Consider the following 25,231-nt stretch of genomic DNA (forward strand, 5'->3'; position numbering starts at 1 on the left):
TCCGACCCTACGGTCGCCTACGGGAGATCCATAGCCTCCCGGCGTTCGCCCGCCGCTGAAGCCGCCGAAGCCCTGACCGCAGCCCCCGTCGCCGAAGTCACGGCCTCCGCTGAAGCCGCCATAGTCCCCGTCCCCGCCGCTGAAACCGCCGAAGTCACCGCTGCCTGAGCCGACTCCGGAACCGGCTCCGGGCGCTCCAGCGCCGCGCGCAGCGCCCCCAGGAACTCGCCCGCCTCGCGGCCGTTGACGAACCGGTGGTCGAAGCACAGGCCGAGGGAGACGACCTTCCTGGTGGTGAAGCCGTCGGGCGTCTCGACGACCTCCGGGCGCGGGGCGGTGAGGGAGAGCGCGCAGACCTGGCCGGGGAAGATGATCGGGACGGCCATGATGACGGCCTCCTCGGTGTGCAGGGTGAGCATGATGGATCCGCCCCGCAGGTCCTCCTCCCGCAGGCTCCCCTCCATCGCGGCCCGGCGCAGCCGCATCAGGTCTCGGGCGATCTCCGCCAGCGGCCGTCCGCCCGCGTCCCGGACCACCGGCACGACCATCCCCCTGCCGACGTCCATGGTCACGCCCACGTCGGCGGTGACCGCCGGCCGGGCCCGGCGGTCGTCGACCGGGGTGGCGAAGAACAGCGGGAAGCGCCCGAGCAGCTCGCCGGTCGCCTTGACCAGCACCTCGGGGATGCCGATGAGCGCGCGCAGCCGTTTGGTCTCCCGGCGGGCGAAGGCGAGCGTCTCGGTCACGTCGACCCGCATCACGGTGAACGCGGCCGGGATCTCCCGGTGGGAACGGGCCACCACCTCGGCGACCCGCCGCTGCCCCCGCGACAGCTCGATGAGCCCTCCGGCCGCGGTCTCCCCGGATGCGGACCCCCCGGCCTCCGACCCCGCGGAACCGGGTGCGACCCCTCCGGCCGCGGTCTCCCCGGATGCGGACCCGGCGGTTTCGGACACGAGCCCCGCGGCTGCGGGCACGGTCGCCCCGGCGGCGGTGCCTTCCGGGGCGGGGGAGGAATCTCCCCGTGGAGCGGGGGCGGTGGATCCCCGAGCGGGGTCGGTGGATCCCCGAGCGAGGTCGGTGGATCCCCGAGCGAGGTCGGTGGATCCATATGCGGTGCCGGCGGATTCCGCTGCCGGGCCGGACAGGAGGGGTTCCAGGTCGGCGCGGCGGATCACCGTACGGCCGAGGGCTCTGACCTGCTCCATCGAGATGCCGTGCTCGTCCATGAAGCGCTGCGCGGGGGCCGTGACGACCGGGTCCCGCCCATCCGGGCTCGCGCCGTCCTGCGTCCCGCCGCCTTCCGCGCGCTCGCCCGCGTCTCTCGCCCCGCCGTCCTGCGGGGCGGCGGCCGGGAGATCGGCTCCGCCGAGACGGGCGATGACCTGGCCGGGCTCGCACTCGGCGCCCACTGGCAGGAGGTGCCGCAGGACGCCGTCCTGTTCGGCGGTGAGCTCCTCGGCAGCCTTGGAGGTCTCCAGCACCGCGACGGGGTCTCCGGCCCGGACGGCCTGGCCGTCCGCGGCGGCCCACTCCACCAGCAGGTAGGCGGAGTCGTTGTTGTTGAGCTTGGGCACCCGGATCTCGGTCAAGAGAGGGCCTCCATGATCGCATGCCTGATGTGGCCGGGCTGGACGAGGACTTCGCGCTCCAGGTGCGGGGCCGCGGGGATGACGCTGGGCGCCGAGGCGACCAGGGTGATCGGCCGGCGCAGCGTGGACCACAGGCGGGGGTGGAGCACCCGGGCGACCTCAGCCCCCCAGCCGCCGCCCTCCGAGCCGTCCTCCACCACGCACACGTGCCCGGCGCGCTCCAGGCCGGGCAGGTCGGGCAGGGGATACAGCTGCGAGGGGACCAGCAGTTCGCAGACCACGTCCTCCTCCAGGAGCAGATCCCGCACGGCGGCCAGGGCCCGGTGGACCATCCCGCCGTGGACGATCAGCGTGCAGTCGGGCTCGGCGGCGCCCTCCAGGAAGACCCGGGCGACCCCGCCGGTCACCTCGTAGCGGAACAGGTCGTCCACCACGCCGTCCTCGTACATCCTGCGCGTGTAGAGGACCTTGTCCTCGAACAGCAGGCAGGGCCGCCCGAGGCCGAGCATGGTCTCCAGCAGCCGGCCGGCGTCGTGGAAGGGGCTCATCTCGAACACGTGCAGGCCGGGGACGCCGAGGAAGTGCTTCTGCGGGCTCTGGCTGTGGGTCGGGCCGTAGCCGCGGTTGCCCCCGGAGGGGCAGCGCACGACCAGCGGGATCGGCACGGGCCTGCCGTACATGGAGGTGGAGGCGGCGGCGAAGTTCACCAGCTGGTCGAAGGCCAGGGTGGCGAAGTCGGCGAACATGATCTCGACGATCGCCTTGCGCCCGGCCAGGGCCAGCCCGGCGCCGACCCCCACGATGGCGCCCTCGCTCAGCGGGGTGGAGCGCACGCGGTCGCCGAACCTGCCGGACAGGCCCCGGGTGACCTTGAAGGCCCCGCCGTACGGGTCGGTGATGTCCTCGCCGAGGACGTGCACGCCCGGGTCGGCCGCCAGCAGGTCGTGCAGGGCGCGGTTGAGGTGCTCGGAGACGCGGGTCACGGCCGCTCCTCGTGCAGGACGGGGTCGGGGTGCTCGGGGACGCGGGTCACGGCCGCTCCCACACCGACGGGGGCCGGGCGGAGACCTCGGCGGCGGCGCGCTCGACCAGTTCGCGCATCTCCCGGTCGAGGCGGCCGAAGGCCTCGGGGAACAGGCCCGCGTAGCGGGTGTACCAGTCGTGGTCGGCGGCCAGGGCGATCTCCTCGGGGGTTCTGGTGTCGTCGCCCTTGCTGTGCGGGCCGATCCGGTGGGTGGCGAACTCCACGACCAGCGGGACCGACGCGCGGCGCACCTCGGCGACGAGGGGGGCCAGCTCCGCGCGGATCTCGGCGATCTCGGTCGAGACCGTGCGGTGGTGGGGGATGCCGAAGGCGGCGGCGCGACCGGCCACGGTCCCGGCCATCTGCGCCGTCGTCGGGGTGGACTGGGCGATCCCGTTGTGCTCGACGACGACCAGCAGCGGCACCCGCCACAGCCGCGCCATGTTGAGCGCCTCGTAGACCGATCCCTCGCCCCAGGTGCCGTCGCCGATGTAGACGCACGTCAGGGCTCCGGTGCCCTTGAGCGTGAGCGCCGTGCCGACCGCGACCGGCAGGCTCTCACCCTGCACCCCGGTGGACAGGAAACGGCGGTGGTAGATGTGCTGACTGCCGCCCACCCCCGAGCACAGTGCGCCCTCGCGGCCCATGATCTCCGCGAGCAGGCCGTGCGGGTCGGTGTGGCGGGCCAGGAAGTGCCCGTGGCCGCGGTGGTTGCTGAAAACGAAGTCGTCGCTTTCCAGCAGCGCTTTCAGGGCGACGGGAATGTACTCCTGACCCAGGCAGGTGTGGGTGGTGCCGCTCAGCTGCCCCGCCTCGAACAGCCGCAGCAGCGTCAGCTCGAAGTGCCGGATGAGGAGGAGGAGCTGGAGGTCCTCCTCCGCCGGCGGCGGTGCGCTCCGCGGGCTCGCGAAGGGGGGAAAGGTGTCGATCACGTGTGCGCTCCTGGCATGGCGACCGCGGGCACGCCCGGTCGCCCCGGTACGGGGATCGGGGTGGGAGCGCTCCCAGCGGAGCGTAGGAGGAGTGGAGGGGGCTGTCAATCGATTCGGCACAATCGTGAAACCCGGTAAATACGGCAAATCGCCCGTAGCTGCGTAAACAAGTTAACTACTCCTTTACTCGGATTGTTCGGATCCGAAAACATGCGAGAAACCTTGACTCATTTGACGGGGCGTCCCTAGCCTCCTCCGTGGGAACGCTCCCACAGATTCGTACTCCTGTGCGAGAACCTGCCACGCCCGGAGGATCTCGCTCACCTCTTCTGAGGACTTCGGTCATCCGTGACCGATCTCCTGAGATCTCCTGATCCGCCGACCACCAGGTCTCCCGATCCGTGGACCGTCATGTCCGCTGCCGGGCCGGCCGCCGGGTCTGCTGATCGACCACCTCGGTCATCCACCGCACGGAACGGCCGCCTCCCCCTTCGGGACCGGGCCTGCCCGCCCGTGCGGACCTCCGGGGCCGTCCACGAGGACGGCCCCGCCCTCCGCCGTCCCGGAACGCATGTGGTTCCCTCTTCGCCCGTACGGAGGCGCCGTGACGCACACAGGCCTGTCGCCGGCCAAAAAGGCACTGCTCGCCCGGCGTCTGGGCGGCCAGGCCGTCGCGGAGACAGTCCCGCCGCGCCCGCCCGGCACGCCCCCGCCGCTCTCCCCGGCGCAGGAGCGGCTGTGGTTCCTGGAGCAGTACGCGCCGGGGACCTCCGCCTACACCGTCGCGTTCGCCGCCCGGCTGGAGGGGGAGATCGACCCCGAGGCCCTGGATCGCGCCCTGCACGACGTGGCGGCCCGGCACGAGAGCCTGCGCATGCGGCTGGTCACCACGGCCGACGGCCGCCCCGAGGTGGTCGTCGACGAGGAGCCCTCGGTGGAGCTGCGGGTCACCGACGACCCCGCCGCCCTCGACGAGGAGCCGGCCCGGCCCTTCGACCTGGAGCGCGGCCCGCTGCTGCGGGCCCTGCTGGTCCGCCTGGCCCCCGACGTCCACATCCTGCTGCTCACCATGCACCACGCCGTCACCGACGGCTGGTCCTGCGACATCGTCATGGAGGAGCTGCTCACCCTGCACGCCGCCCACCGCGAGGGGCGGCAGGCCGGGCTCGCCCCGGTGCGGCTGGGCTACGGGGACTACGCGCACTGGCTGCGCGGGCGCGCCGAGGACGGCGCCCACGACGCGGACGTCCGCTACTGGAAGGAGCGGCTGGAGGGGCTGGCCCCGCTGGAGCTGCCCACGGACCTGCCGCGCCCGGCCGAGCAGCGCTGGGACGGCGCCACCTGCGGGATCGCGCTGGACCCCGGGCTCAGCGAGGCCGTGGCCGCGGTGGGCCGCGCCTGCGGCGCCACGCCGTACATGACGCTGCTGGCGGCCTTCGAGGTGCTGCTCGGGCGCTACGCGGGGCAGCACGACTTCGCCGTGGGCAGTCCCGTCTCCGGACGCGACCTGCCCGAGCTGGAGCGGGTGGTCGGGGTCTTCGTGAACTCGCTGCCGATGCGCGCCGACCTGACGGGCGACCCGACCTTCACCGAGCTGCTGGGCAGGGTCAGGGAGACGGCCCTGGACGCCTACGCCCACCAGGGGCTCCCCTTCGACCGGCTGGTCGGGGAGCTGGCCGTGGAGCGGGACGTCAGCCGCTCGCCGGTGTTCCAGGTCATGTTCGCGCTGCAGAACTACCGCTCCAGGCCGCTGGACACCCCCGGCCTGACCATGACGCCCTTCCCGGTGGAGATGGGGACCAGCCGGTTCGACCTGGCCCTGTACCTGTTCGAGACGCCCGAGGGACTGCGGGGCAACCTCACCTACAGCACCGCCCTGTTCCGCCCGGACACGATCGAGCGGATGGCGGCCTGCCTGGAGACCCTGCTGCGCTCGATCGTGGCCGACCCCGGCGCGCGCGTCTCAGAGCTGGAGCTGCTCCCGGCCGAGGAGCGCAGCCGGGTGCTGGCCTTCGGCTCCTGCGACCCGGCTCCGCCCTTCGAGGCCGGGCTGGTCCACGAGGTGATCTCCGCCCAGGCCGGGCGCACCCCGGACGCGGTCGCGGTGACGGCCGGCGGGCGGTCGCTGACCTACGCGGAGCTGGAACGGCGCGCCGGGCTGCTGGCCCGCCGGCTGCGGCGGCGGGGGGTGCGCACGGGGGACCGGGTCGCGATCTGCCTGGAGCAGTCGGCCGAGCTGGCCGTCGCCGTCCTGGGCGTGCTCAAGGCCGGGGCCGCCTACCTGCCGCTGGACCCCGACCACCCGCGCGACCGGCTGGCGTTCGTGCTGTCCGACGCCGGGGCGGTCGCCGTCGTGGCCGATCCCGGGCTGCGCGACCGGATCCCGGACGACGCGGTGATCGTGCCGCTCGGCGGGGCGGGGGAGGACGAGACCGAGGACGCCGACGGCCTCGCGGACGGCGAGCTCATGGACGGCGAGACGGGCGGTGAGACGGCCGGCGGGGTCACCCCCGACGACCTGGCCTACGTCATCTACACCTCGGGCACCACCGGGCGGCCCAAGGGCGTGGCCGTACAGCACCGGCAGGTCATGGTCTACCTGGCGGGCGTGCGGGAGCGGCTGGAGATCGAGCCCGGCGGCGTCTACGGGCTCCTGCAGTCGCTGGCCTTCGACTTCGGCGTGACCGTCTTCTACCTGTGCCTGATGACGGGCGGCACGCTCCACCTCATCCCCTCCCGTACGGCGGGCCGCGAGCTGGCCGCCTACCTGCGCGAGCACGGCGTCGGCCACCTCAAGCTCACCCCGTCCCACCTGGCCGCGCTGCTGACCGACGCGCCCGCCGCCGAGCTCCTCCCGGACAAGCTGCTGATCCTCGGCGGCGAGGCGGCGCCCCAGGGCTGGGCCGCCGAGCTGGCCGCGGCCGGCCGGTGCCGGGTGGTCAACCACTACGGCCCGACCGAGGCCACGGTCGGCGTCACCACGTACGCGGTCCCGCCGGCGCCGCACCCCGCCGCCCCGGGCGCCGGGGGTCAGGCGGGCCAGGCGGGTCAGGGTACGGCCCTGCCGATCGGCAGGCCGCTGCCCGGAGCCCGCGTCCACGTGCTCGACGACGCGCTGCGCCCGGTGCCCGTCGGCGTCCCCGGCGAGATCTACCTCGGCGGCGACCGCCTGGCCCGCGGCTACCTGGGCCGTCCCGGCCTCACCGCCGACCGCTTCCTGCCCGACCCCGAGGGCGGGCCGGGGGCCAGGATGTACCGGACCGGCGACCTCGGCCGCTGGCTGCCCGGCGGCGACCTGGAGTTCCTCGGCCGCCGCGACCTGCAGGTGAAGATCCGCGGCTACCGGGTGGAGCCGGGCGAGATAGAGACCGTGCTGGCCGAGCACCCCGGCGTGGCCCACGCGGTGGTGGAGCCGCGGGGCGAGCGCCTGATCGCCTATCTCGTCGGCGCCGACCGGCCGCAGACCGGTGAGCTGCGGGCGTGGCTGGCCGAGCGGCTCCCGGACTACATGCTCCCGGCCCGCTACGTCTGGCTGGACGAGCTGCCGCTGAAGTCGCACGGCAAGGTCGACCGGTCGAAGCTGCCCGAGCCGGACGCCGGGGACGACGGCCAGGAGGCGGCCGAGTACGTACCCCCGGCCGCCGGGGCCGAGGAGATCATCGCCCGGATCTGGGCCGAGGTCCTGGAGGTCGACCGCGTCGGCGCGCTGGACGACTTCTTCGACCGGGGCGGGCACTCGCTGCTGGCCATGCGGGTGATCGCCCGGCTGCGCAAGGAGATCCCCGGCCGGACGGTGACGGTGCTGGAGCTGTTCAAGCACCGCACGGTCAGGGACCTGGCCCGGCTGCTCGAAGGCGGCGACGACGGGCCCCGCGGGCTGCTGCACCGGCTCACCCCGGCCAGGACGACGACCTCCACCCTGGTATGCGTCCCCTACGGCGGCGGCAGCGCGGTCATCTACCAGCCGCTGGCCGAGGCGCTGCCCGAGGACTGGGCGCTGTACTCGGTGGCGGTCCCCGGCCACGAGCTGGGGGAGGAGTCCCGGCCGCTGGAGGAGGTCGCGCAGGGATGCGCGGAGGAGATCCTCGCCGGGGTCGAGGGGCCGCTGGTCCTGTACGGGCACTGCGGGCTCGGCGTGATGCTGGTGACGGAGGTCGCCCGCAGGCTGGAGGCGGCCGGCCGCGAGATCGACGCGATCTACCTGGGCGGCATCTTCCCCTTCGCCCGTCCCGGGCGCGGCCTGGGCCGGATCGGCCACCTGATGGACCGGCTCACCAGCGACCAGGGGCGGATCAACGCCCTGGCCGCCGGCGGCCTGGACCTGGATGACTTCGACCGCGACCAGCTCAAGCTGCTCATCCGCAACCGCCGGGAGGGCACGCGCGAGGCCGAGCGGTACTTCACCCGGCTGTTCGAGGAACGGACCGAACGGCTGCGCGCCCCGATCATCGCGGTGGCGGGGGAGCGCGACCCGGCGATGGAGTTCTACCAGGAGCGCTATCTCGAGTGGCGGCGGCTGTCCGACACCGTGGCCTGCGTCGTCCTGGACGAGGCCGGGCACTTCTTCCTGAAGTACCGCGCCCGGGAGCTGGCCGCCATCGTGACCGGCACCCACGGGGCCGTCGCCGCGGGCCGTACCGCCGAGCTGGAGCGCAAGCAGGACTCCACCTGGTGGCTGCAGGGCGCCGTCGGCCCGCACACACAGCAGGAGGGGCCGCGGCTCCAGGTGGTCGACGGGGCCGACCACCTGGCCGGGGCGACGGCCGGGGGAGGGCCGGAGCCGAGCATGCGGCGCTTCCTGCTGGTCGCCTCCGGGCAGCTGATCTCGATCACCGGGTCGGCGCTGACGGAGTTCGCGATCCCGATCTGGATCTATCTCACCACCGGGTCGCTGGCGCGCTTCGCGCTGTTCGCGGTGCTCGGCCTGGTGCCCGGCATGCTGGTGGCGCCGCTGGCCGGGGCGATCGTGGACCGCTACGACCGGCGCAAGGTGATGCTCTGCGGCGACATCGCGGCGGGCGGCTCGCAGCTGATCCTGGGCATGCTGCTGTGGACGGGCAACCTGCAGATCTGGCACATCTATCCGCTGCTGGTGTGCCTGTCGATAGCCCTGACCTTCCAGCGCTTCGCCTACGGCTCGGCCATCCCGCAGCTTGTCCCCAAACGGTTCCTGGGCCACGCCAACGGCGTGGTGCAGATGGTCACCGGCACCGCCCAGCTCGTCGTGCCGCTGATCGCCACCGGGCTGATGGCCTCGATCGGGCTGGAGGGCATCCTGATCATCGACGTGGTGAGCTATACGCTCGCCACGCTGATCCTGCTGACGGTCAAGTTCCCCGCCGCCATGCCGTGGCGGCGCCGCGAGGGCGTGGTCGCCGAGATGCTCGGCGGCATCCGCCACTCCTGGGGCAACCGGGGCTTCCGCGGGATGCTCGTCTTCTTCGCGGTGCTCAACGTCTTCCTCTCGCCGCTCTTCCTGATGATCTCCCCGCTGGTGCTGTCGTTCGCCACCCTCGACGACGTCGGCCGGGTCTCGTTCGCGGGCGGGCTCGGGGTCTTCCTCGGCGGGCTGACGATGACCGTCTGGGGCGGGCCGCGCCGGCGCAGGCTCTGGGGCGTCCTGCTGTCCACACTGGCCCTGGCCGTCTTCTGCCTGGCCATGGGCCTGCGGCAGGACCTGGTCCTGATCGCCGTGGGCGCGTTCGGGATGTCATTCTGCCTGACCGTGCTCAACGGCGTCTACGCCACGATCATCCAGGTCAAGGTGCCGCAGCGCTTCCACGGCCGGGTGATCGCGCTCAACACCCTGGTGGCCTGGTCCACGCTGCCGATCGGCTTCGGCCTGGTCGCGCCGTACGGCTCGCAGGTGTTCGAGCCGCTGCTCGCGCCGGACGGCCCGCTCGCCGGCACCGTCGGAGCGGTGATCGGGGTCGGGGAGGGACGCGGCATCGCCTTCATGTACCTCTGCTTCGGCCTGGCCATCGCGGCCGTCGCGCTGGTCGCCATGCGGGTGCGGACGCTGGCGCGCTTCGACGAGGAGGTGCCCGACGCCGTCCCCGACGACCTGGTCGGGGTCGAGGCCCTGCAGAACCGCCTCCGCGCGGAGCGGGCCGGAGACGACACCGAGCGGACCGCGGGCGACGCCACTGCGGACACCGCACAGAAAACCACGGATAAGGAGGAGGTCCGGGCATGAGTTTCCTGGTGGTGCTCAACGACGAGGAGCAGTACTCACTCTGGCCGGCGGGCCGGGAGCTGCCCGCGGGCTGGCGGGCCGAGGGCTTCGAGGGCGAGCGGGAGGACTGCCTCGCCCACATCGAGCAGGTCTGGACGGACATGCGCCCGCTCAGCGTGCGGCAGGCCCGCGGATGAGCGGCCCGCTGGCGGACAGGATCGCCGAGCTGGTCTGCGCCGCCTCCGACGGGCGGCTGCCCGCCGAGGAGGTCCTGCGCTCGCAGGGCTCCCTGTCCGCGCTCGGCCTGACCTCGCTGGGACTGCTGCGGCTGATCGACGCGATCGAGGACGAGTTCGGCGTCGTGCTCGACCTCGGCTCGGGCGCCCACCTCGACAGCTTCCCGCTGCTGGTCGGCCGCGTGGCGGAAAGCACCCCGTGACCCCGCGCACGGTTCCCCAGATGCTGGCCCTGCGCGCCGAGCAGGAGCCCGGCGGGGCCGCGATCGTCGTCGAGGGTGAGGGGACGCTGACGTTCGGCGAGTGGGAACGGCGCTCCCACGCCGTCGCGCACGGGCTCCTCGACCGCGGCGTGCGGCCCGGCGACCGGATCGGGCTGCTGTTCGGCGGCCGGGACTGGGTCGACTTCGCCGTCTCCTACTGCGCGGTCCAGCTGGCCGGGGCGGTGGCGGTGCCGCTGTCGGACCGGCTGGCCCCCGCCGAGGTGCGGCACATGCTCGACCACTGCGAGGCCTCGGCCGTCCTGTGCGGCCGGGACCTGAAGGCGCCGGACGGCGAGCGCTGGGCGGCCGCCCCGGCCGAACTGGAGGGCGGCACGGCGGATCCCGTCGCCGTGCCCGTCGGGCCGCAGGACCTGGCCCAGATCCTCTACACCTCCGGCACGACCGGGCTGCCCAAGGGCGTGGGCGCCACCCACGCGAACCTCACCTTCGGGTGCGAGACGCGCCCGAAGCGCCGCAGGTTCGGGCACTCGCGCCACCTGCTGCACGCCTTCCCGATCGGCACCAACGCCGGGCAGACGATGCTGATGAACGCGCTGGACGCCCGCCCGGCCATGCTGACCCCGGCCCGGTTCACCCCGGCCCGGTTCACCCGGCTGATCGAGTCGTACGCGGTCGGCACCGTGTTCGTCGTGCCGGCCATGGCGATCGAGCTGCTCAACGCCGGGCTGCACGAGCGGCACGACCTGTCGAGCGTCGTGCTGCTGGGCTCGGCGGCCTCGGCCCTTCCCCCCGCGGTGTCCGTACGGCTCTCCGCCGCCTTCCCCAACGCGACGGTGACGAACTACTACACCTCGACCGAGGCCGCCCCCGCCCAGACCATCATGATCTTCGATCCGGCCCGGCCCGACGCGCTCGGCCGCCCGGCGTTCGGCGGCGCGCTGCGGATCACCGGCCCGGACGGCGAGGCGCTGCCGCCGGGGGAGGCCGGGGAGGTCTGGATGCGCTCGCCCGCCGTACCCCGCTCCTACTACCGAGACGAGCAGGCGAGCGCCGAGTCCTTCCGCGGCGGCTGGGTGCGAATGGGCGACCTGGGCTATCTGGACGCCGACGGCTATCTCCACCTCGTCGACCGCGAGAGCGACGTGGTGAAGTCGGGTGCGTTCAAGGTCTCCACGTTGCAGGTGGAGGCCGCGCTGTACGAGCATCCGCAGGTCGCGGAGGCCGCGGTGGTGGGCGTCCCGCACCCGGTGCTGGGCACCGTGCTCGCCGCCGCCGTCGTGCCCCGCTCGGCCGGGATGTCCGAGACGGGCCTGCGGGCCTTCCTGATGGAGCGCCTGGCCGGGCACGAGCTTCCCGACCGGGTGCTCGTCGTCGACGGCCTGCCCCGCAACCAGTCAGGAAAAGTCATCAAAAGGGAGTTGCGGGGGCTCTTCGACGCCGCCGTGACGGGTCAGACGGAAGGCACGTGAGATGTCGGTGTCCCTGGTAGAGGAGTGGGAGCGGGCCTCGCTCGCCCAGCACGGAATGTGGATCACCGAGCGGACGGGCGCGGGCGGCCCGGTCTACCGCATGCCGCTCGCGGTCCACCTCGACGGCCCGCTCGAGGCGGAGGCGATGCTCGCCGCCTGCGCCGCCGTGGTCCGCCGCCACCCGATCCTCGCCTCGGCGCTGGCCGAGCGGGACGGGCAGGTGTGGACCCTCCCCGCCGAGGTCCCCCCGCCGATCCTGTTCGAGGACGTCTCCGGCGACGGGCCCGGCCCGCAGGCCGGTGTCACGATCACCGGGGCCCTCGCGGAGCTCACGGCGGGCCTGCCCGGCTCGCCGGAGTGGATCGCGGCCCGCGCCGCCGAGCCCCTCGACGTGCGGACCGGGCCGGTGTCGCGCTTCACCCTGTTCCGGCTGGGACCCGACCGGCACCTGCTGCTGGTCGTGGCCCACCACGCGGTCTTCGACGGCATGTCGAAGGACGTCCTGCTGCGCGACCTGGCCGCCGCCTACGGCGGCGCCGGACTCGGCCCCCTTCCCGTCCCGTACGGCGAGGCGGCCCGGGCCGAGCAGGACCGGGTGGAGGCCGACCTGGAGGCGGCGGCGGAGTTCTGGCGGCCCCGCTGGCACGACCGGGACGTCCTGCTGCCCGGGGCCGGCCGCTCCTCGCTGCGGGCCGCCCCCGGCGACGCCGTGGACCTCGCCCTCGGCGGGGAGGTGGCCGAGGCGGCCGGGCGGCTGGGCGTCACCCGCTTCGAGCTGGTGCTGGCCGCCCTTCAGGCGCTCCTGCACGCCTACGGCAATGAGCCGGTCACCGTGGCCGTGGACCTGTCCACCCGGACCGAGGAGACGCGCGACCACATCGGGCCCTTCGTCAACGAGCTGCCCGTGACCTGCGCGCCGTACGGCGGCACGTTCGCCGAGTTCGCCGAGGCCGTCAGGCGGGAGCTGCGCGCCGTCTACCGTTACCGCCACGTCCCGCTGGCGCGGGCCCTGGGCGGGATCGGCCCGCGCACCGCGCTCACGCCGGTCTCGGTGAGCTACCGGGCGCGCTCCGGCGGGGACCCGGTCTTCCCCGGCCTCGACGCCCGCGTCGAGTGGGCGATGTTCAACGGGACCGTGCGCAACACGCTGCACCTGCAGGCCGTGGACGGGCCCGCGGGACTGTCGGCGCGACTGCAGTTCAACCCCGCGGTCCTCGACCGCGCCGGATGCGAGGCCGTGGCCGGGCACCTGCGCGACCTGCTGGCGGCCGTGGCCGTCCGCCCGGACGCCCCGATCGGCGAGCTGCCCCTGCCGCGGCCGGCGCAGGCGCAGGCGCAGGTGGACGCGGCGGACGCCGGGAGCGGGACGGAGACCGCGCCCGCCGGGCAGCCGGCGGCGGGCGCCGGGACGGACGCCGCGCTCGTCGAGCAGGTCGCGGCGATCTGGCGTGACGTGCTGGGACTGGAGGAGGTCCTGCCGGACGACGACCTGTTCGACCTCGGCGGGCACTCCCTGACGATCACCCAGATCATCGCGCAGGTGCGCGACCGGATGGGGATCGAGCTGTCCTTCGAGGTGTTCATCGACGACCCGACCGTGACGGGGGTCGCCGACGAGATCGCCAGGTCCCGATGACGGCCGGGACCACACCGGAGCGGGCGGTGACGCTGGAGTTCGCCGGGGCGCGGGGCGGCGAGGCCCCGCTCAGCTGGGGCCAGCGGGCCTTCTGGCGGCTGATCACCTGGCTGGACGAGGGCGACCCGTACTACAACATGCCCTGGACCCTGCCCGTCCACGGCAGGCGCGACCTGGACACCGTCCTGAACGCCCTGCGCGGGCTGGTCGAACGGCACGAGAGCCTGCGCACCACCTACCACGAGACGCCCGCCGGGCCGGTCCAGCGCGTGGCGCGCGAGGGCAGGCTGACGGTCGGCGTCCTCGAGGCCGGGGACGAAAGGCCCCTGGCCGTGGCCGGGCGGCTGGCCGCCGAGCTGGCCGCCACTGGGTTCGACTACGCCGGGGGACAGGCCGGGGAGCCGCTGATCCGGTGCACCGTCGTCACCGGCGCGGGACGGCCCCGGGCGGTCGCCTTCGCCCTGACCCACCTGGCGGTGGACGCCTGGGCGCTGGAGATCCTCGCCACCGACTGGAGGGCGCTGCTGGCCGGGGAGGAACTGCCCGACCCCGTCTGGCAGCCGCTGGACCAGGCGGCCTACGAGCAGGGCGAGGGGGCCGTGCGCGGGCAGCGGGCGCTGCGGCACTGGCGCGCCGCGCTGGAACGGGTTCCGCTGACCCTCTTCGACTTCCCGCAGCGCACCCCCGAGGAGCCGAGGTTCGTCCGGGTCGGCATGGAGTCCGCCGCCGCGGCCCTGGCCGCCCAGACGCTGGCGGAGCGGTGGTCGGTCAGCACGGCCAGCGTGCTGACCTCGGCCAGCGCGGTGCTCCTGGCGACCCTGACCGGTCACCGGGAGGTCGCCATGCAGCTCATCGTGGCCAACCGGCACGATCCGCGGACCGCCGCCATGGTCGGCACCGCCGTACAGGACGGGCTGTTCACTCTGGCGCTGACGGAGGGCACCTTCGCCGACGCCGCGCGCGCCGGGCACGGGCAGGCGCTCACCTCCTACCGGTACGCGCACTACGACCCGCCCGCGATGCGGGCCCTGCGCGCGGAGGTCGGGCGAGCCCGGGGCGGGGAAGTCGACCTGTCCGGCTACTTCAACGACACCCGGGCGATCGGCCACTGGCCCAACCTGCCCGCCGGGGACCTGGCCTCCCTGGCCGGACGGACCAGGACGTTCTTCGTCGGCGCGTGGCCGATGGTGGAGGCGACCGCCTTCTTCGCCACCGGTCCCGCCACCCACACCTGCCAGCTCTACCTGCTGGTCGACACCGCGTTCCTGTCCCGCTCGACGGCCTACACCCTCCTGCGGGGCATGGAGACCCTGCTGGTGCGCAGCGTCACCGAGGACGTGCCGCTGGGCGAGGTCGCCGCGCTGTGCGGCATCACCCCGGTGACGAGGGACGGGCAGCCGGTACCGGAGGCCGCCCGATGACCGCGGGCGGGCCGGACGCCGTGGAACGCCGGGCGGCGCTGCTCGCCCGGCTGGCCGAGCTGCCGCCGGAGCGCCGCGAGGCGCTGCGCGCCCGCACCCTGGGCGGGGCCGCGCAGGCGTCGCGCTCGTGGCCGCTCTCCCACGGGCAGGAACGGCTGTGGTTCCTCAACCGCTTCGATCCGGCCGACACCTCCTACAACACCCCCTGGTGCGTACGGCTGCGCGGCGCGGTCGACGCCGGCGCGATCGCCGCGGCGCTCACCCGCGTCGCCGAGCGGCACCACGTGCTGCGGGCCCGGTTCCTGTCGGCCGACGGCGGGCCCGTGCAGACCGTCGGGCCCGCCGGGCCGGTGCCGCTGGAGCTCGCCGAGGTCGCGGGCGACCCGGCGCCGGCCGTGGTGGAGTTCGTCAACCGGCCCTTCGACCTGGAGACCGGCCCGCCGCTGCGGGCGGCGCTGATGCGGCTGGAGGACGGCGACGCCCTGCTGTGCATCGTGCTGCACCACATCGTGGTCGACGGCTGGTCGCTGGACGTCCTGATGCGGGAGCTGGCCGAGTGCTACGCGGCCGGGCGCGAGGGGCGCGAGCCGGTGCTGGAGGAGCTGCCCCTGCAGTACACCGACTTCGCCGCCGAGGACAGGGAACGCGACCGCACGGCCCAGCTGGAGTACTGGACCCGCACGCTCGCCGGGGTCCCCGTACTGCACCTGCCGGCCGACCTGCCCCGCCCGGCGCGCCGGACGGGCCAGGGAGGGCAGGTGCCCCTGCTGGTGCCCGGGGAGGCGCTCGACCGGCTGGAGAAGGCCGCCCGGCAGGGACGCTGCACCCTGTTCATGGCGTTGCTCGCCGCCTACCAGGCCGCGCTCGGGCTGCTGGCCGGGCAGGACGACCTGTGCGTGGGGGTGCCCGTCGCGGGACGGACCAGGACCGAGCTGGCGCCGCTGATCGGCTACTTCTCCACCACGCTCGCGCTGCGCGCCGACCTGTCGGGCGACCCGCCCTTCAGCGAGCTGCTGGGCCGTACCCGCGCCTCGCTGCTGCGCGGCATGCAGCACGCCGACGCGCCCTTCGAGCAGGTCCTGGGAGCGCTGCGGCTGCCCCGCGACCTGAGCCGCCCGCCGCTGTTCCAGGCCATGTTCAACCTGCACAACATGCCCAAGGACGACCTGCTGCGCCCGACCATGGGCGACCTCGCGGTGGAGGTCTACCCGATGCCGGCGACCGGCCGGACCAGGGCGGAGGTGTCGGTGGACGCCTGGCGCACCGCCGAGGGGCTCGGCGGGGTCCTCGACTACGCCGCCGACCTGTTCACGGCCGCGACCGCGCGGCGCTTCGCCCGCGCCTTCACCACCGTGGTGGAGCGCGCCGGGGCGGACCCCGGTCTGCGCCTGTCCGAGCTGGGAGACCTCTGAGATGACGATCGGTGACTTGAAAGGTGTGCCACGCGTGGTGACGACGCTGGAGCTGATACGGCGCTGGCGGGACCTGGCGCCCGACGCGGTGGCGGTCAGCGGGCCGGGAGGCCCGCTCACCCACCGCGAGCTGCACGAACGGGTCGACCGCCTGGCGGCGGTCCTGCGCGGCCGGGGCGTCGGCCCGGAGGTCCCCGTCGGCCTGTGCATGGAACGCGACGTGGCCATGGTCGTCGCGGTCCTCGCCGTCTGGGCCGCGGGCGGGGCGTACGTCCCGCTCGACCCCGCCTTCCCCGAGGACCGGCTCCGCCTGATGCGCGAGGACGCCGGGGTCGGGCTGGTGCTGACCGGTCCCGGCGTGGACGGGCGGCTGCTCGACGGCGTGCCCCGCGTGCTGACGCTCGCCCCGGACGGCACGGTCCCCGGCGGGAGCCCCGACCCGGGCGTGCCGATCCCCGACGCGGCGGTCTCCGGCGGGATCACGGGGCCGGCGGGAGACCTGGCCTATCTGATCTACACCTCGGGGTCCACCGGGCGGCCCAAGGGGGTGGCGATCCCGCAGAGCGCCGTGGTCAACCTGATCAGGTCGTTCGGCGCCCTGCTCTCTGTGACCCCGCAGGACCGCTGGCTGGCCGTCACCACCCTGTCGTTCGACATCTCGGTCCTGGAGCTGCTGCTCCCGCTGGCCTGCGGCGCCCGCGTGGTCGTGGCCCCGGCGCGCACGGCGGCAGACGGCCCGGCGCTGCGCGCGCTGGCCGCCGCGGAGCAGGCCACGATCATGCAGGCCACCCCGGCGACCTGGCGCCTGCTGCTGGAGTCCGGCGGGGTGCCCGGGTCGATCACCACCCGGCTCTGCGGTGGCGAGGCGCTTCCCCGTGACCTGGCCGACGCGCTCGGCGGGACGGGCACGCGCCTGTGGAACGTGTACGGCCCGACGGAGACGACCGTGTGGTCCACGGCCGGGCCGGTCGCGTCCGCGCCGGCCCCGGTCGACCTCGGCGAGGCCATCGCGGAGACGACCCTGTACCTGCTGGACCCGGACGGGAGGCCCGTGCCGCAGGGGGAGGAGGGAGAGCTCCACATCGGCGGCGCGGGGGTGGCGCGCGGCTACCACGGCATGCCCGCCCTGACCGCGGCCCGCTTCCTGCCCGACCCGTTCGCCGGCCGGCCCGGCGCCCGCATGTACGCCACCGGCGACCTGGCGCGGATCGGCGCCTCGGGACGCCTGGAGTATCTGGGCCGGGCCGACCAGCAGGTCAAGATCCGGGGCTTCCGGATCGAGCTCGGCGAGATCGAGACCGTCCTGCGGTCGGCAGGCGGGGTACGGCAGGCCGCCGTCGCGGTGCACGAGGGGCCCGACGGCCTGCCCCGGCTGGTCGGCTATCTCGTCCCGGACCCCGGACCCGCAGACTCCGAGGCCTCCGAGCCGGAGGGGCTGCGCGAGGAGGCGCGCGCCCTGCTGCGGTCGCGGCTGCCCGAGTACATGGTCCCCGCGCATCTCGTGATCCTGGAGCGGCTGCCGCTCACCCCCAACGGCAAGCTGGACCGCGCGGCGCTGCCGCCGCCCGCCGGGGCGCCGGTCTCCGGCGTGCCGTACCGCGCGCCGTCCACCCCGGTGGAGGAGGAGATGGCCGCCGTGTGGGCCGAGGTCCTGGGCCTGGACGAGCCGGTCGGCGTGGACGACGACTTCTTCGAGCTGGGCGGGCACTCGCTCACGGCGGCCCGGCTCGTGGCCAGGCTGCAGGCGCGCCTTGGCGTCGACGTGCCGATCGCGGAGCTGTTCGAGCACCCCACCGTCGCCGGGCTGGCCCCGCGGCTCGACGGCTTCGGCAACGGCAACGGCTCGGATCTGGACGACCTGGCCGCGCTCCGCGAGCAGCTCGACGGCCTCACCCCTGAGGAGCTCGCGGCCCTGTTCGACGAACTGGCGCCGGGCGCATGAGGGCGCCCCTGTCCCCGACCCAGGAGCGGCTCTGGCTCCTGCAGCGCCTCGAACCGGACAACGCCTCCTACACCGTGTACCTCGTGCGCGGCCTGCGCGGGCCGCTCGACCGGGCCGCGCTCGCCGGGGCCTTCGACGACGTCCTGGCCCGCCAGGAGAGCCTGCGCACCCGTTTCACCGAGGAGGACGGCACGCCCTGGGCCGTGGTCGACCCCCCGGCCCCGGCGGTGATCGACTGGCCGGTGGCCCGGGACCGGCGGGAGGCCGAGCGGCTGGTGGCCGAGCGGGTCAACGCGCCGTTCGACCTGGCGCGGGGGGTGCCCCTGCGGATCGCGGTGATCCGAGTGGCCGACGGCGGTCACGGCCCCGGCGACCACGCCCCGGACGGCGGGCGCCACTCCGGCGATCGGGCTCCGGACGACCACGCCCCGGACGACCGCGCCCCGGACGACGGGCACGGCTCCGGCGACCGCGCTCCGGGCGGTGAGTACGGGCGGGACGACGAGCATCTCCTGTGCGTCACGATGCACCACATCATCTCCGACGGCTGGTCGCTCAACGTGATCCTCGACGAGCTGGCCGCGTACTACACGGCCCGCGTCTCCGGCACCGAGCCGGACCTGCCGCCGTTGCCCGTCAGGGCCGTCCACCACGCCCTGTGGCAGCGGAGCCGGGCCGGGCGCGCGGTGCCGTACTGGCAGGACAAGCTCGCCGACCCGCCCCCCGCCGAGCTGCCCTTCCGCGGCGAGCGGGCGAGCGGGCGCGGGGAGTTCCACGGCATCCACCTGCCGCCCGCCACGGCCCGGCGGCTGGAGGAACTGGCCCGGCAGCGGCGCACCACCCTGTTCGCCGTCCTCATGGCGGCCTACCAGGTGCTGCTGTCACGGCACACCGGCCTGACGGACGTCCTGGTGGGCAGCGTCATAGCCGGCCGCGACCGGGTCGAGCTGGAGTCGATGGTCGGATACGCCTCGCAGCCGGTGATCCTGAGGGGCGACCTGGGCGGGGACCCGTCCTTCGCCGAGCTGGTCACCCGGACCCGCGGCGACGTCCTGGACGTGCTGGGCGCCTCCGCCGTGCCGTTCGAGCGGCTCGACACCCCGGCGGAGTCGCTGATGCCGTCGATGCTGATCCTGCACAGCCAGGACGGCGGGCCCCGGCGGGGGTTCGGGGACCTGGAGGTGACCGGGTTCGACGCCGGATTCCGGCAGGCCAAGATCGACCTGCAGGTCGAGGCGTGGTCGGGCGCCGACGGGCTGGGGATCACGTTCTGCTACGACACCGGGCTGTTCGAGGACGAGGCGGTGCGCCGCCTGGCCGGACGGTTCACACGGTTGCTGGAGTCCGCGGCGGCCGATCCGCACACCGCCGTCTCGGACCTGCCGATCTGGACCGCCGAGGACGAGGAGGAGATCCGCGCCCTGGCCGGGCCACCGGACGGCTCCGGGACCGCGGACGCCCCGGCCGTGCCGGAGATGATCACCCAGGCCGTACGGCGGGCGCCCGGGGCGGTGGCCGTGCTCTGCGGGGAGGACCGGGTCACCTACGGCGAGCTGGACGCCCGGGCGGACGCGCTGGCCGGCGCGCTCGTGCGGGCCGGGGTGCGTCCCGGCGACGTCGTCGGCGTCTGCCTGCCGCGCTCGATCGAGATGATCACCTCGCTGCTGGCCGTGTGGCGGGCCGGGGCCGCCTACCTCCCGCTCGACCCGGCCGACCCCGACGAGCGCCTGGCCTTCTCCATGGAGGACGCCGCGGTCACCCACGTGATCACCCGGCGGGAGCTGCCCGCCGAGCTCCGAGGGACCGCGATCGACCCCGGCGCCGCGGCGGCTCCGGTGAACGCTCCCGTGGAGGCCGGCCCGGCGGACGCCGCCTACGTGATCACCACCTCGGGCTCCACCGGGCTCCCCAAGGGCGTGCTGGTGGAGCACGGCGCCGTCGCCGCCCGGGTGCGGTGGATGTGCGCGGACTACGGCCTGGGACCGGGCGACCACGTGGTCCAGTTCGCCTCGCTCAGCTTCGACGCCCACGTGGAGGAGATCTTCCCCGCGCTGGCCGCCGGGGCCGCGCTGGTGCTGCTGCCCGAGGGTGCGACGAGCCTGCCCGACGTGCTGGGCTCCCCGGCGGGCGAGCGGGTCACCGTACTGGACCTGCCGACCGCCTACTGGCACGCACTGGTCGAGGAGCTGGAGGAGATCGCCTGGCCGCCGGGGCTGCGCCTGGTGATCCTGGGCGGGGAGCAGGTCGCCGGGGCGGCGGTCGGGCGCTGGCGGGAGCGGTTCGGCGACCGGGTCCGGCTGGTCAACACCTACGGCCCCACCGAGGCCGCGGTGATCGCCACGGCCGAAGACCTGGACGCCGGGGCGGTCGCCGGCCGCCCGCCGATCGGCCGGCCGATCGGCGCGACCTCGGTCCGCGTGCTGGACGGACGGGGGCGGCCGCTCCCGCCGGGCGCGGCGGGTGAGCTGGTCATCGGCGGGGCCGGGGTGGCGCGCGGCTATCTCGGCCGGCCCGCCCTGACCGCCGCCGCCTTCGTCCCCGATCCGTACGGCCCGCCGGGAGCGCGCCGCTACCGGACCGGCGACCGGGCCCGATGGCGCACGGACGGGCGGCTGGAGTTCCTGGGACGGCTGGACGGCCAGCTCAAGGTGCGCGGCTTCCGGATCGAGCCCGGCGAGGTGGAGAGTCGTCTGCTGGCCCATCCCCAGGTCGGGCAGGCGTTCGTCACCGCGCGCGACGGCGAGCTGGTCGCCTACGTCACAGGCTCCGCCGACCCGGCCGACCTGCGCGAGCACCTGGAGCGCGTCCTGCCCCGCCAGCTGGTCCCGACCGCCTGGGTCCGGCTGGACGCCCTGCCCCTGACCGCCCGGGGCAAGATCGACCGTGCGGCGCTGCCCGAGCCCGCCGCGGCGCCCGCGCCGGAGCGCGTCCCGCCGCGCGACGACGCCGAGCGGCTGGTGGCGGGGATCTGGGAGGAACTGCTCGGCGTCACCGGTCTCGGCGTCTTCGACGACTTCTTCGCGCTGGGCGGCCACTCGCTGCTGGCGACGCGGGTGGCCGCGCGGATCCGCCGGGCGACCGGGGTGGAGGTCCCGATCCGGACCGTCTTCGCCCGCACCACCATCGCCGCCCTCGCCGCCGAGGTGGAGACGCTGCTGATCGAGGAGCTGGCGGGGATGACCGAGGAGGAGGCGATGAACCTGCTGGGCGGCTGAGCGCCCGGGCCCGATGCGGGAGCCGTCCCGTGCCGGGCCCGCGGCCGTACGGCGATGAAGGAAAACTGCAGAGAAGGAAAGTTACAGAAGCCTCACGCCTCGTGGAGATTATTGACGGCGATTCGGCGCGCCCGTATGGTCCGGTCAAAGTCCCGATCTTTCGGGCTCCAGCAGACCCCCCACGGAGCGGTTCATGAAGCGTCTAGCAGCGGTAGCGGCGTTGCTCAGCCTTGCCGCCGTCACGGCATGCAGCAGTGGCAACACGCCGGGTAAATCGTCCGGCGGAAGCGGCGGTGGCGGCGTCTACACCACGATCGACGGCCTGCGCCCGGGCATCGACGCCAACGCGCCGATCAACCCGTTCAACCCGAAGGGCAACGCGTTCCGCGGCTACAACTCGATGTGGCTCGCATGGACCAAGAACCACCTGACCGACCCCAACCAGTTCTATCCGGGCATCGCGGAGAGCTGGGAGATCGCCCCCGACCAGTCGTCGATCACCCTCAGGCTCCAGCCGGGCAACAAGTGGTCCGACGGCAAACCGGTCACCGCCGAGGACGTGAAGGTCTCGATCGGGCTGGCCTACACCCAGGGCGGCACGGCCTACGCGCTCGACCCCGCCGCGGCCGGCACCGCCTCCGACATCGAGGTGATCGACGACAAGACGATCAAGATCACCCAGTCGGCGGAGAACCCGAGCGTCACCTTCGTCCGGGGCGTCATGGAGACGATCATCGTCCCGGCCCACGTCTGGGGGAGCCTGCTGCCGGCCGACTTCTGGGACAAGCTGAAGACCGCACGCGGCGACGGCGCCCAGGCCGAGGCGGCGCGGGCCGAGATCACCGGGCTGGCCGAGAAGGTCATCTCCTTCGCCCCGGCCAAGGACGTCTCCGCCGGCCCGTTCACGCTGGAACGGGTCAACCCGGGCGAGGCGCTGCTGGTCAAGAACAGGCACTTCCACAACGCCGCCAACGTCGCCCCCGACCAGGTGAAGCTGCTGCACTACGCCGGCAACGAGCAGATCTGGAACTACCTGATCGCCGGCCGGCTCGACAACGCCCCGTTCACCGCGGTCCCCGCCGAGGTGATGAAGCGCATCGTCCGGACGCCGGGCAACGAGGTCGTCAAGGGCTACTCGCCGGTGGGCAACGCGCTGGCGTTCAACCAGTCCAGGAAGCCCTACGACAACGTGCACGTCCGCCGGGCGCTGGCCTACCTGATCGACCGCGAGCAGGTCACCAAGGTCGCCTCGCCGGAGGGCGGCATCGCCTCGGTGACCACCTCCGGCATGCACCAGAAGGCCGCCGCCGAGTGGCTGGGCGACGCCTTCACCACGCTGGAGCCGTACAAGGCGGACCCCGCCAAGGCCGAGGAGGAGCTCAAGGCCGCCGGGATGAGGAAGGAGGGTGGCAAGTGGGCGATGCCCGACGGCTCGCCCTGGAAGATGACCATCCACGTGCCCGCGCCGTTCTCCGACTGGCTGGCCGGCGCCAAGTCCGTCGCCAGCCAGCTGGGCGACGCCGGGATCGAGGCCGAGGTCGTCACCACCGCCGACTATCCGCTCTATCTGGAGGAGCTGGCCGCCGGCAAGTACGACACCGGGTTCTGGCTGGTCGCGCTCGGGCCGGCGCCGTACAACATCTACCAGCGCCTGTACGGCACGCCGAACGGCTGGCAGCTGTTCGGCGGCAAGCTCAAGCACGTCGCCCCCGGCAAGGAGGGCAACTGGATGGGCGGCCCGGAGACCGTCGAGGTGGACGGGGAGAAGATCAATCCCGGTGAGCTGGCCGTCAAGCTCAACTCCGCCCCCGAGGCCGAGCAGAAGGAGATCATCGGGACCCTCGCCAAGGCCGCGAACCAGGACCTGCCGGTGATCCAGATGTGGGACTACGTCAACACGCAGTTCGTCAACACCTCGCGCTTCACCGGCTTCCCGCAGGCCGAGAGCGACGCGCTGCGCCTGACCTCCGGCGTCTGGATCCAGCTCGGCATGATCAAGAAGAAGTAGGCGATGGTGCTCATCGGGGTCCGGGCCCGTCCCGGAGCGATCGCCGTCGCGCGCCGGCTCGCGGGCCACCTGGCCCGCGGGCTGGCCATGATCCTGGTCGTCACGTCGATCAACTTCGTGATCATCAGGAACATCCCGGGCGATCCCATCGCCGCACGCTACGAGAAACTCGTCGAGCAGGGCATGTCGCCCGACCAGGCCGAGCGCGCCACGGCGGTGCTGTACGGCTTCCTGCCCAGAGGCAGCCTGTGGGAGCAGTACGTCGACTACATGGGCGGGCTGCTCACCCTGGACCTGGGCCAGTCGCTGAGCACGCCGGGGGCCGAGGTCACCGGCATGCTCGCCGCGGCGGCCACCTGGACCGTCATCCCGGTCCTGGCCGGGACCCTGCTGAGCTTCCTGCTCGGCGTGACCATGGGCGTCTACGCCGCCATCCGGCGCTCGGGCCGGTTGGGCGACGTCCTGGCCATCTCCGGCTCGCTCCTGCACGGGGTGCCGCAGTACGTGCTCGCGCTGCTGCTCGGCGCGATCTTCACCACCCTGTGGCCGATCCTGCCGGGCAGCGGGACGGCCGACATCATGATCGAGCCGGGCCTCACCGCCGAGTACGTCGGCTCGCTGGCCGAGCACGCCACGCTGCCGGTGCTGACCTACGCGCTGGCCTCCTACGGCGGCTGGATCCTGGCGATGAAGTCGAGCGTGGTGACCGTGCTCGGCGACGACTTCATCCTGGCCGCCGAACTGCGCGGGCTCACCCGCGGGATCGTCTTCCGCTACGTGGCGCGCAACGCGATCCTGCCGCTGTTCACGATCCTCGCGCTCTCGCTGGGCCTGCTCTTCGGCGGCGCGATCTTCATCGAGCGGATCTTCACCTATCCCGGGCTGGGGCTGCTGCTGCTCGACAGCATCACCGGCCGCGACTACGCGCTGATGGGCGGGGCCTTCCTGCTGATCACGGTGGCCATCGTCATCGCCAACATCGTGGCGGACATGCTCTACACCGTGATCGACCCGCGGGTCCGCTCCGGAGAGGAGTCCGCATGACGGCCCCGATCGTCGTCGCCGGCGGCTCCCGTGCCACCCTGCGGCGCAACTTCTGGAGCGGCGTCTGGCGGGTGCTGCGGCGCAAGCCCAGCCGGATGCTGGGCGTGGTCATCCTCATCGGGTTCGCGTTCATGGGGGTGGCGGGACCGCTGCTGTACCCCGAACGCCTGCCCCGCGACGACGACGCGCTCTACGCCCCGCCGAGCTGGGAGCACCCCTTCGGCACCGACTTCGAGGGCACCGACGTGCTCGCGCTGGTCGTCACCGGCTCGCGGTACGTGCTGACGACCGCCCTGGTCACCGCGGTCATCACCGTGGTGCTCGGCACCGCGATCGGGCTGTTCGCCGGGTTCCGGCGCGGCCGGTGGGACAGCGCGCTCATGCGGATCACCGACATGAAGCTGACCGTCCCCGCCCTGCCGCTGCTGCTGGTGCTGTCCACGGTGTGGAAGTTCGAGAGCGCCGTGGAGATGGGTCTGGTGCTGGGCCTGCTCGGCTGGGGCGGCGTGGCGCGGGCGGTGCGGGCCCAGACCCTGTCCCTGCGCGAGCGCGGCTTCGTCGAGGCGGCCAGGGGCCTGGGCCTGCCGACGGCGCACATCGTCGGGCGGGAGCTGCTGCCCGGCATGGCCCCGTTCATCGCGATGAACATGCTCATCGCCGTCACCGGCGCCGTGTACGCGCAGGTGGGCCTGTTCTTCCTGGGCGTGCTGCCGTTCGAGGCCGACAACTGGGGGGTCATGCTCAACCTCTCCGTGTTCGGCGGCGGCGCGCTGACCTCCACGGCGGCGCTGCCGTACATGATGGCGCCCCTGCTGGCGATCCTGCTGCTCACCCTGGGCATCGTGCTCGTGGTCGACGCCATGGACGAGATCTTCAACCCCCGGCTGCGTGAGGAGTGAGG

The 25,231-nt window shown here is 73.8% G+C and carries 15 protein-coding genes; 12 read left to right on the forward strand and 3 right to left on the reverse strand.

The annotated features are described in order from the left end of the window. Window positions 1-17: 17 nt before the first annotated feature. Genes Psi01_RS44140 through Psi01_RS19650 form a run of 3 tightly spaced genes read right to left on the reverse strand, consistent with a single transcriptional unit; the run spans window position 18 to window position 3,548 of the window. On the reverse strand, window positions 18-1,592 hold the full coding sequence (locus Psi01_RS44140) for a 2-oxo acid dehydrogenase subunit E2 (RefSeq protein ID WP_204065490.1): 1,575 nt from the start codon (window positions 1,590-1,592) through the stop codon (window positions 18-20). Next, entirely contained in the window at window positions 1,589-2,575 is a 987-nt protein-coding gene (locus Psi01_RS19645; RefSeq protein ID WP_204065491.1) for an alpha-ketoacid dehydrogenase subunit beta, read from the reverse strand. Before Psi01_RS19645 ends, Psi01_RS44140 begins: the two co-directional genes overlap by 4 nt. A gap of 46 nt (window positions 2,576-2,621) precedes the next feature. Next, a complete protein-coding gene (locus Psi01_RS19650; RefSeq protein ID WP_204065492.1) occupies window positions 2,622-3,548 on the reverse strand; it encodes a thiamine pyrophosphate-dependent dehydrogenase E1 component subunit alpha in 927 nt (308 codons plus the stop codon). A 571-nt stretch (window positions 3,549-4,119) separates the two neighbouring features. Between Psi01_RS19650 and Psi01_RS19655 the strand changes: the two genes are divergently transcribed. The 12 genes from Psi01_RS19655 (at window position 4,120) to Psi01_RS19710 (ending at window position 25,229) form a co-directional block, all read left to right on the forward strand. Next, on the forward strand, window positions 4,120-9,744 hold the full coding sequence (locus Psi01_RS19655; protein ID WP_204065493.1) for a non-ribosomal peptide synthetase/MFS transporter: 5,625 nt from the start codon (window positions 4,120-4,122) through the stop codon (window positions 9,742-9,744). Beyond that, window positions 9,741-9,920, forward strand: a complete 180-nt coding sequence (locus tag Psi01_RS19660; protein WP_204065494.1) for an MbtH family protein — start codon at window positions 9,741-9,743, stop codon at window positions 9,918-9,920. The genes Psi01_RS19655 and Psi01_RS19660 overlap by 4 nt, the downstream gene beginning before the upstream one ends. After that, window positions 9,917-10,162 (forward strand): phosphopantetheine-binding protein, encoded by a 246-nt coding sequence (locus Psi01_RS19665; protein ID WP_204065495.1) that lies wholly within the window; start codon window positions 9,917-9,919, stop codon window positions 10,160-10,162. Before Psi01_RS19660 ends, Psi01_RS19665 begins: the two co-directional genes overlap by 4 nt. Beyond that, on the forward strand, window positions 10,159-11,652 hold the full coding sequence (locus Psi01_RS19670; protein WP_239127853.1) for a class I adenylate-forming enzyme family protein: 1,494 nt from the start codon (window positions 10,159-10,161) through the stop codon (window positions 11,650-11,652). The genes Psi01_RS19665 and Psi01_RS19670 overlap by 4 nt, the downstream gene beginning before the upstream one ends. Before the next feature lie 7 nt (window positions 11,653-11,659). After that, entirely contained in the window at window positions 11,660-13,288 is a 1,629-nt protein-coding gene (locus tag Psi01_RS19675; protein ID WP_204065496.1) for a condensation domain-containing protein, read from the forward strand. Continuing rightward, entirely contained in the window at window positions 13,285-14,709 is a 1,425-nt protein-coding gene (locus tag Psi01_RS19680) for a condensation domain-containing protein (RefSeq protein WP_204065497.1), read from the forward strand. Before Psi01_RS19675 ends, Psi01_RS19680 begins: the two co-directional genes overlap by 4 nt. After that, entirely contained in the window at window positions 14,706-16,121 is a 1,416-nt protein-coding gene (locus Psi01_RS19685) for a condensation domain-containing protein (RefSeq protein WP_204065498.1), read from the forward strand. Before Psi01_RS19680 ends, Psi01_RS19685 begins: the two co-directional genes overlap by 4 nt. 1 nt (window position 16,122) lies before the next feature. Then, window positions 16,123-18,063, forward strand: a complete 1,941-nt coding sequence (locus Psi01_RS19690) for a non-ribosomal peptide synthetase (RefSeq protein WP_204065499.1) — start codon at window positions 16,123-16,125, stop codon at window positions 18,061-18,063. Beyond that, window positions 18,060-21,278 (forward strand): non-ribosomal peptide synthetase, encoded by a 3,219-nt coding sequence (locus Psi01_RS19695; RefSeq protein ID WP_204065500.1) that lies wholly within the window; start codon window positions 18,060-18,062, stop codon window positions 21,276-21,278. The genes Psi01_RS19690 and Psi01_RS19695 overlap by 4 nt, the downstream gene beginning before the upstream one ends. Window positions 21,279-21,471: 193 nt before the next feature. Next, on the forward strand, window positions 21,472-23,286 hold the full coding sequence (locus Psi01_RS19700; RefSeq protein ID WP_204065501.1) for an ABC transporter substrate-binding protein: 1,815 nt from the start codon (window positions 21,472-21,474) through the stop codon (window positions 23,284-23,286). Between the two features lie 3 nt (window positions 23,287-23,289). Continuing rightward, the gene (locus tag Psi01_RS19705) at window positions 23,290-24,330 is read left to right on the forward strand and encodes an ABC transporter permease (protein WP_204065502.1); all 1,041 of its coding nucleotides are present in this window, start codon (window positions 23,290-23,292) and stop codon (window positions 24,328-24,330) included. Next, entirely contained in the window at window positions 24,327-25,229 is a 903-nt protein-coding gene (locus Psi01_RS19710; protein ID WP_204065503.1) for an ABC transporter permease, read from the forward strand. The genes Psi01_RS19705 and Psi01_RS19710 overlap by 4 nt, the downstream gene beginning before the upstream one ends. Window positions 25,230-25,231 lie beyond the last annotated feature (2 nt).

The organism is Paraplanobispora siamensis (assembly GCF_016863175.1).
Taxonomy (GTDB): Bacteria; Actinomycetota; Actinomycetes; order Streptosporangiales; family Streptosporangiaceae; genus Planobispora; species Planobispora siamensis.

Excerpts from the sequence above, each read along its gene's own strand:
- Psi01_RS19655 (WP_204065493.1), top strand. The coding sequence starts at position 4,120 with ATGTGGTTCCCTCTTCGCCCGTACGGAGGCGCCGTGACGCACACAGGC.
- Psi01_RS19660 (WP_204065494.1), top strand. The coding sequence starts at position 9,741 with ATGAGTTTCCTGGTGGTGCTCAACGACGAGGAGCAGTACTCACTCTGG.
- Psi01_RS19665 (WP_204065495.1), top strand. The coding sequence starts at position 9,917 with ATGAGCGGCCCGCTGGCGGACAGGATCGCCGAGCTGGTCTGCGCCGCC.
- Psi01_RS19680 (WP_204065497.1), top strand. The coding sequence starts at position 13,285 with ATGACGGCCGGGACCACACCGGAGCGGGCGGTGACGCTGGAGTTCGCC.
- Psi01_RS19685 (WP_204065498.1), top strand. The coding sequence starts at position 14,706 with ATGACCGCGGGCGGGCCGGACGCCGTGGAACGCCGGGCGGCGCTGCTC.
- Psi01_RS19690 (WP_204065499.1), top strand. The coding sequence starts at position 16,123 with ATGACGATCGGTGACTTGAAAGGTGTGCCACGCGTGGTGACGACGCTG.
- Psi01_RS19695 (WP_204065500.1), top strand. The coding sequence starts at position 18,060 with ATGAGGGCGCCCCTGTCCCCGACCCAGGAGCGGCTCTGGCTCCTGCAG.
- Psi01_RS19700 (WP_204065501.1), top strand. The coding sequence starts at position 21,472 with ATGAAGCGTCTAGCAGCGGTAGCGGCGTTGCTCAGCCTTGCCGCCGTC.
- Psi01_RS19705 (WP_204065502.1), top strand. The coding sequence starts at position 23,290 with ATGGTGCTCATCGGGGTCCGGGCCCGTCCCGGAGCGATCGCCGTCGCG.
- Psi01_RS19710 (WP_204065503.1), top strand. The coding sequence starts at position 24,327 with ATGACGGCCCCGATCGTCGTCGCCGGCGGCTCCCGTGCCACCCTGCGG.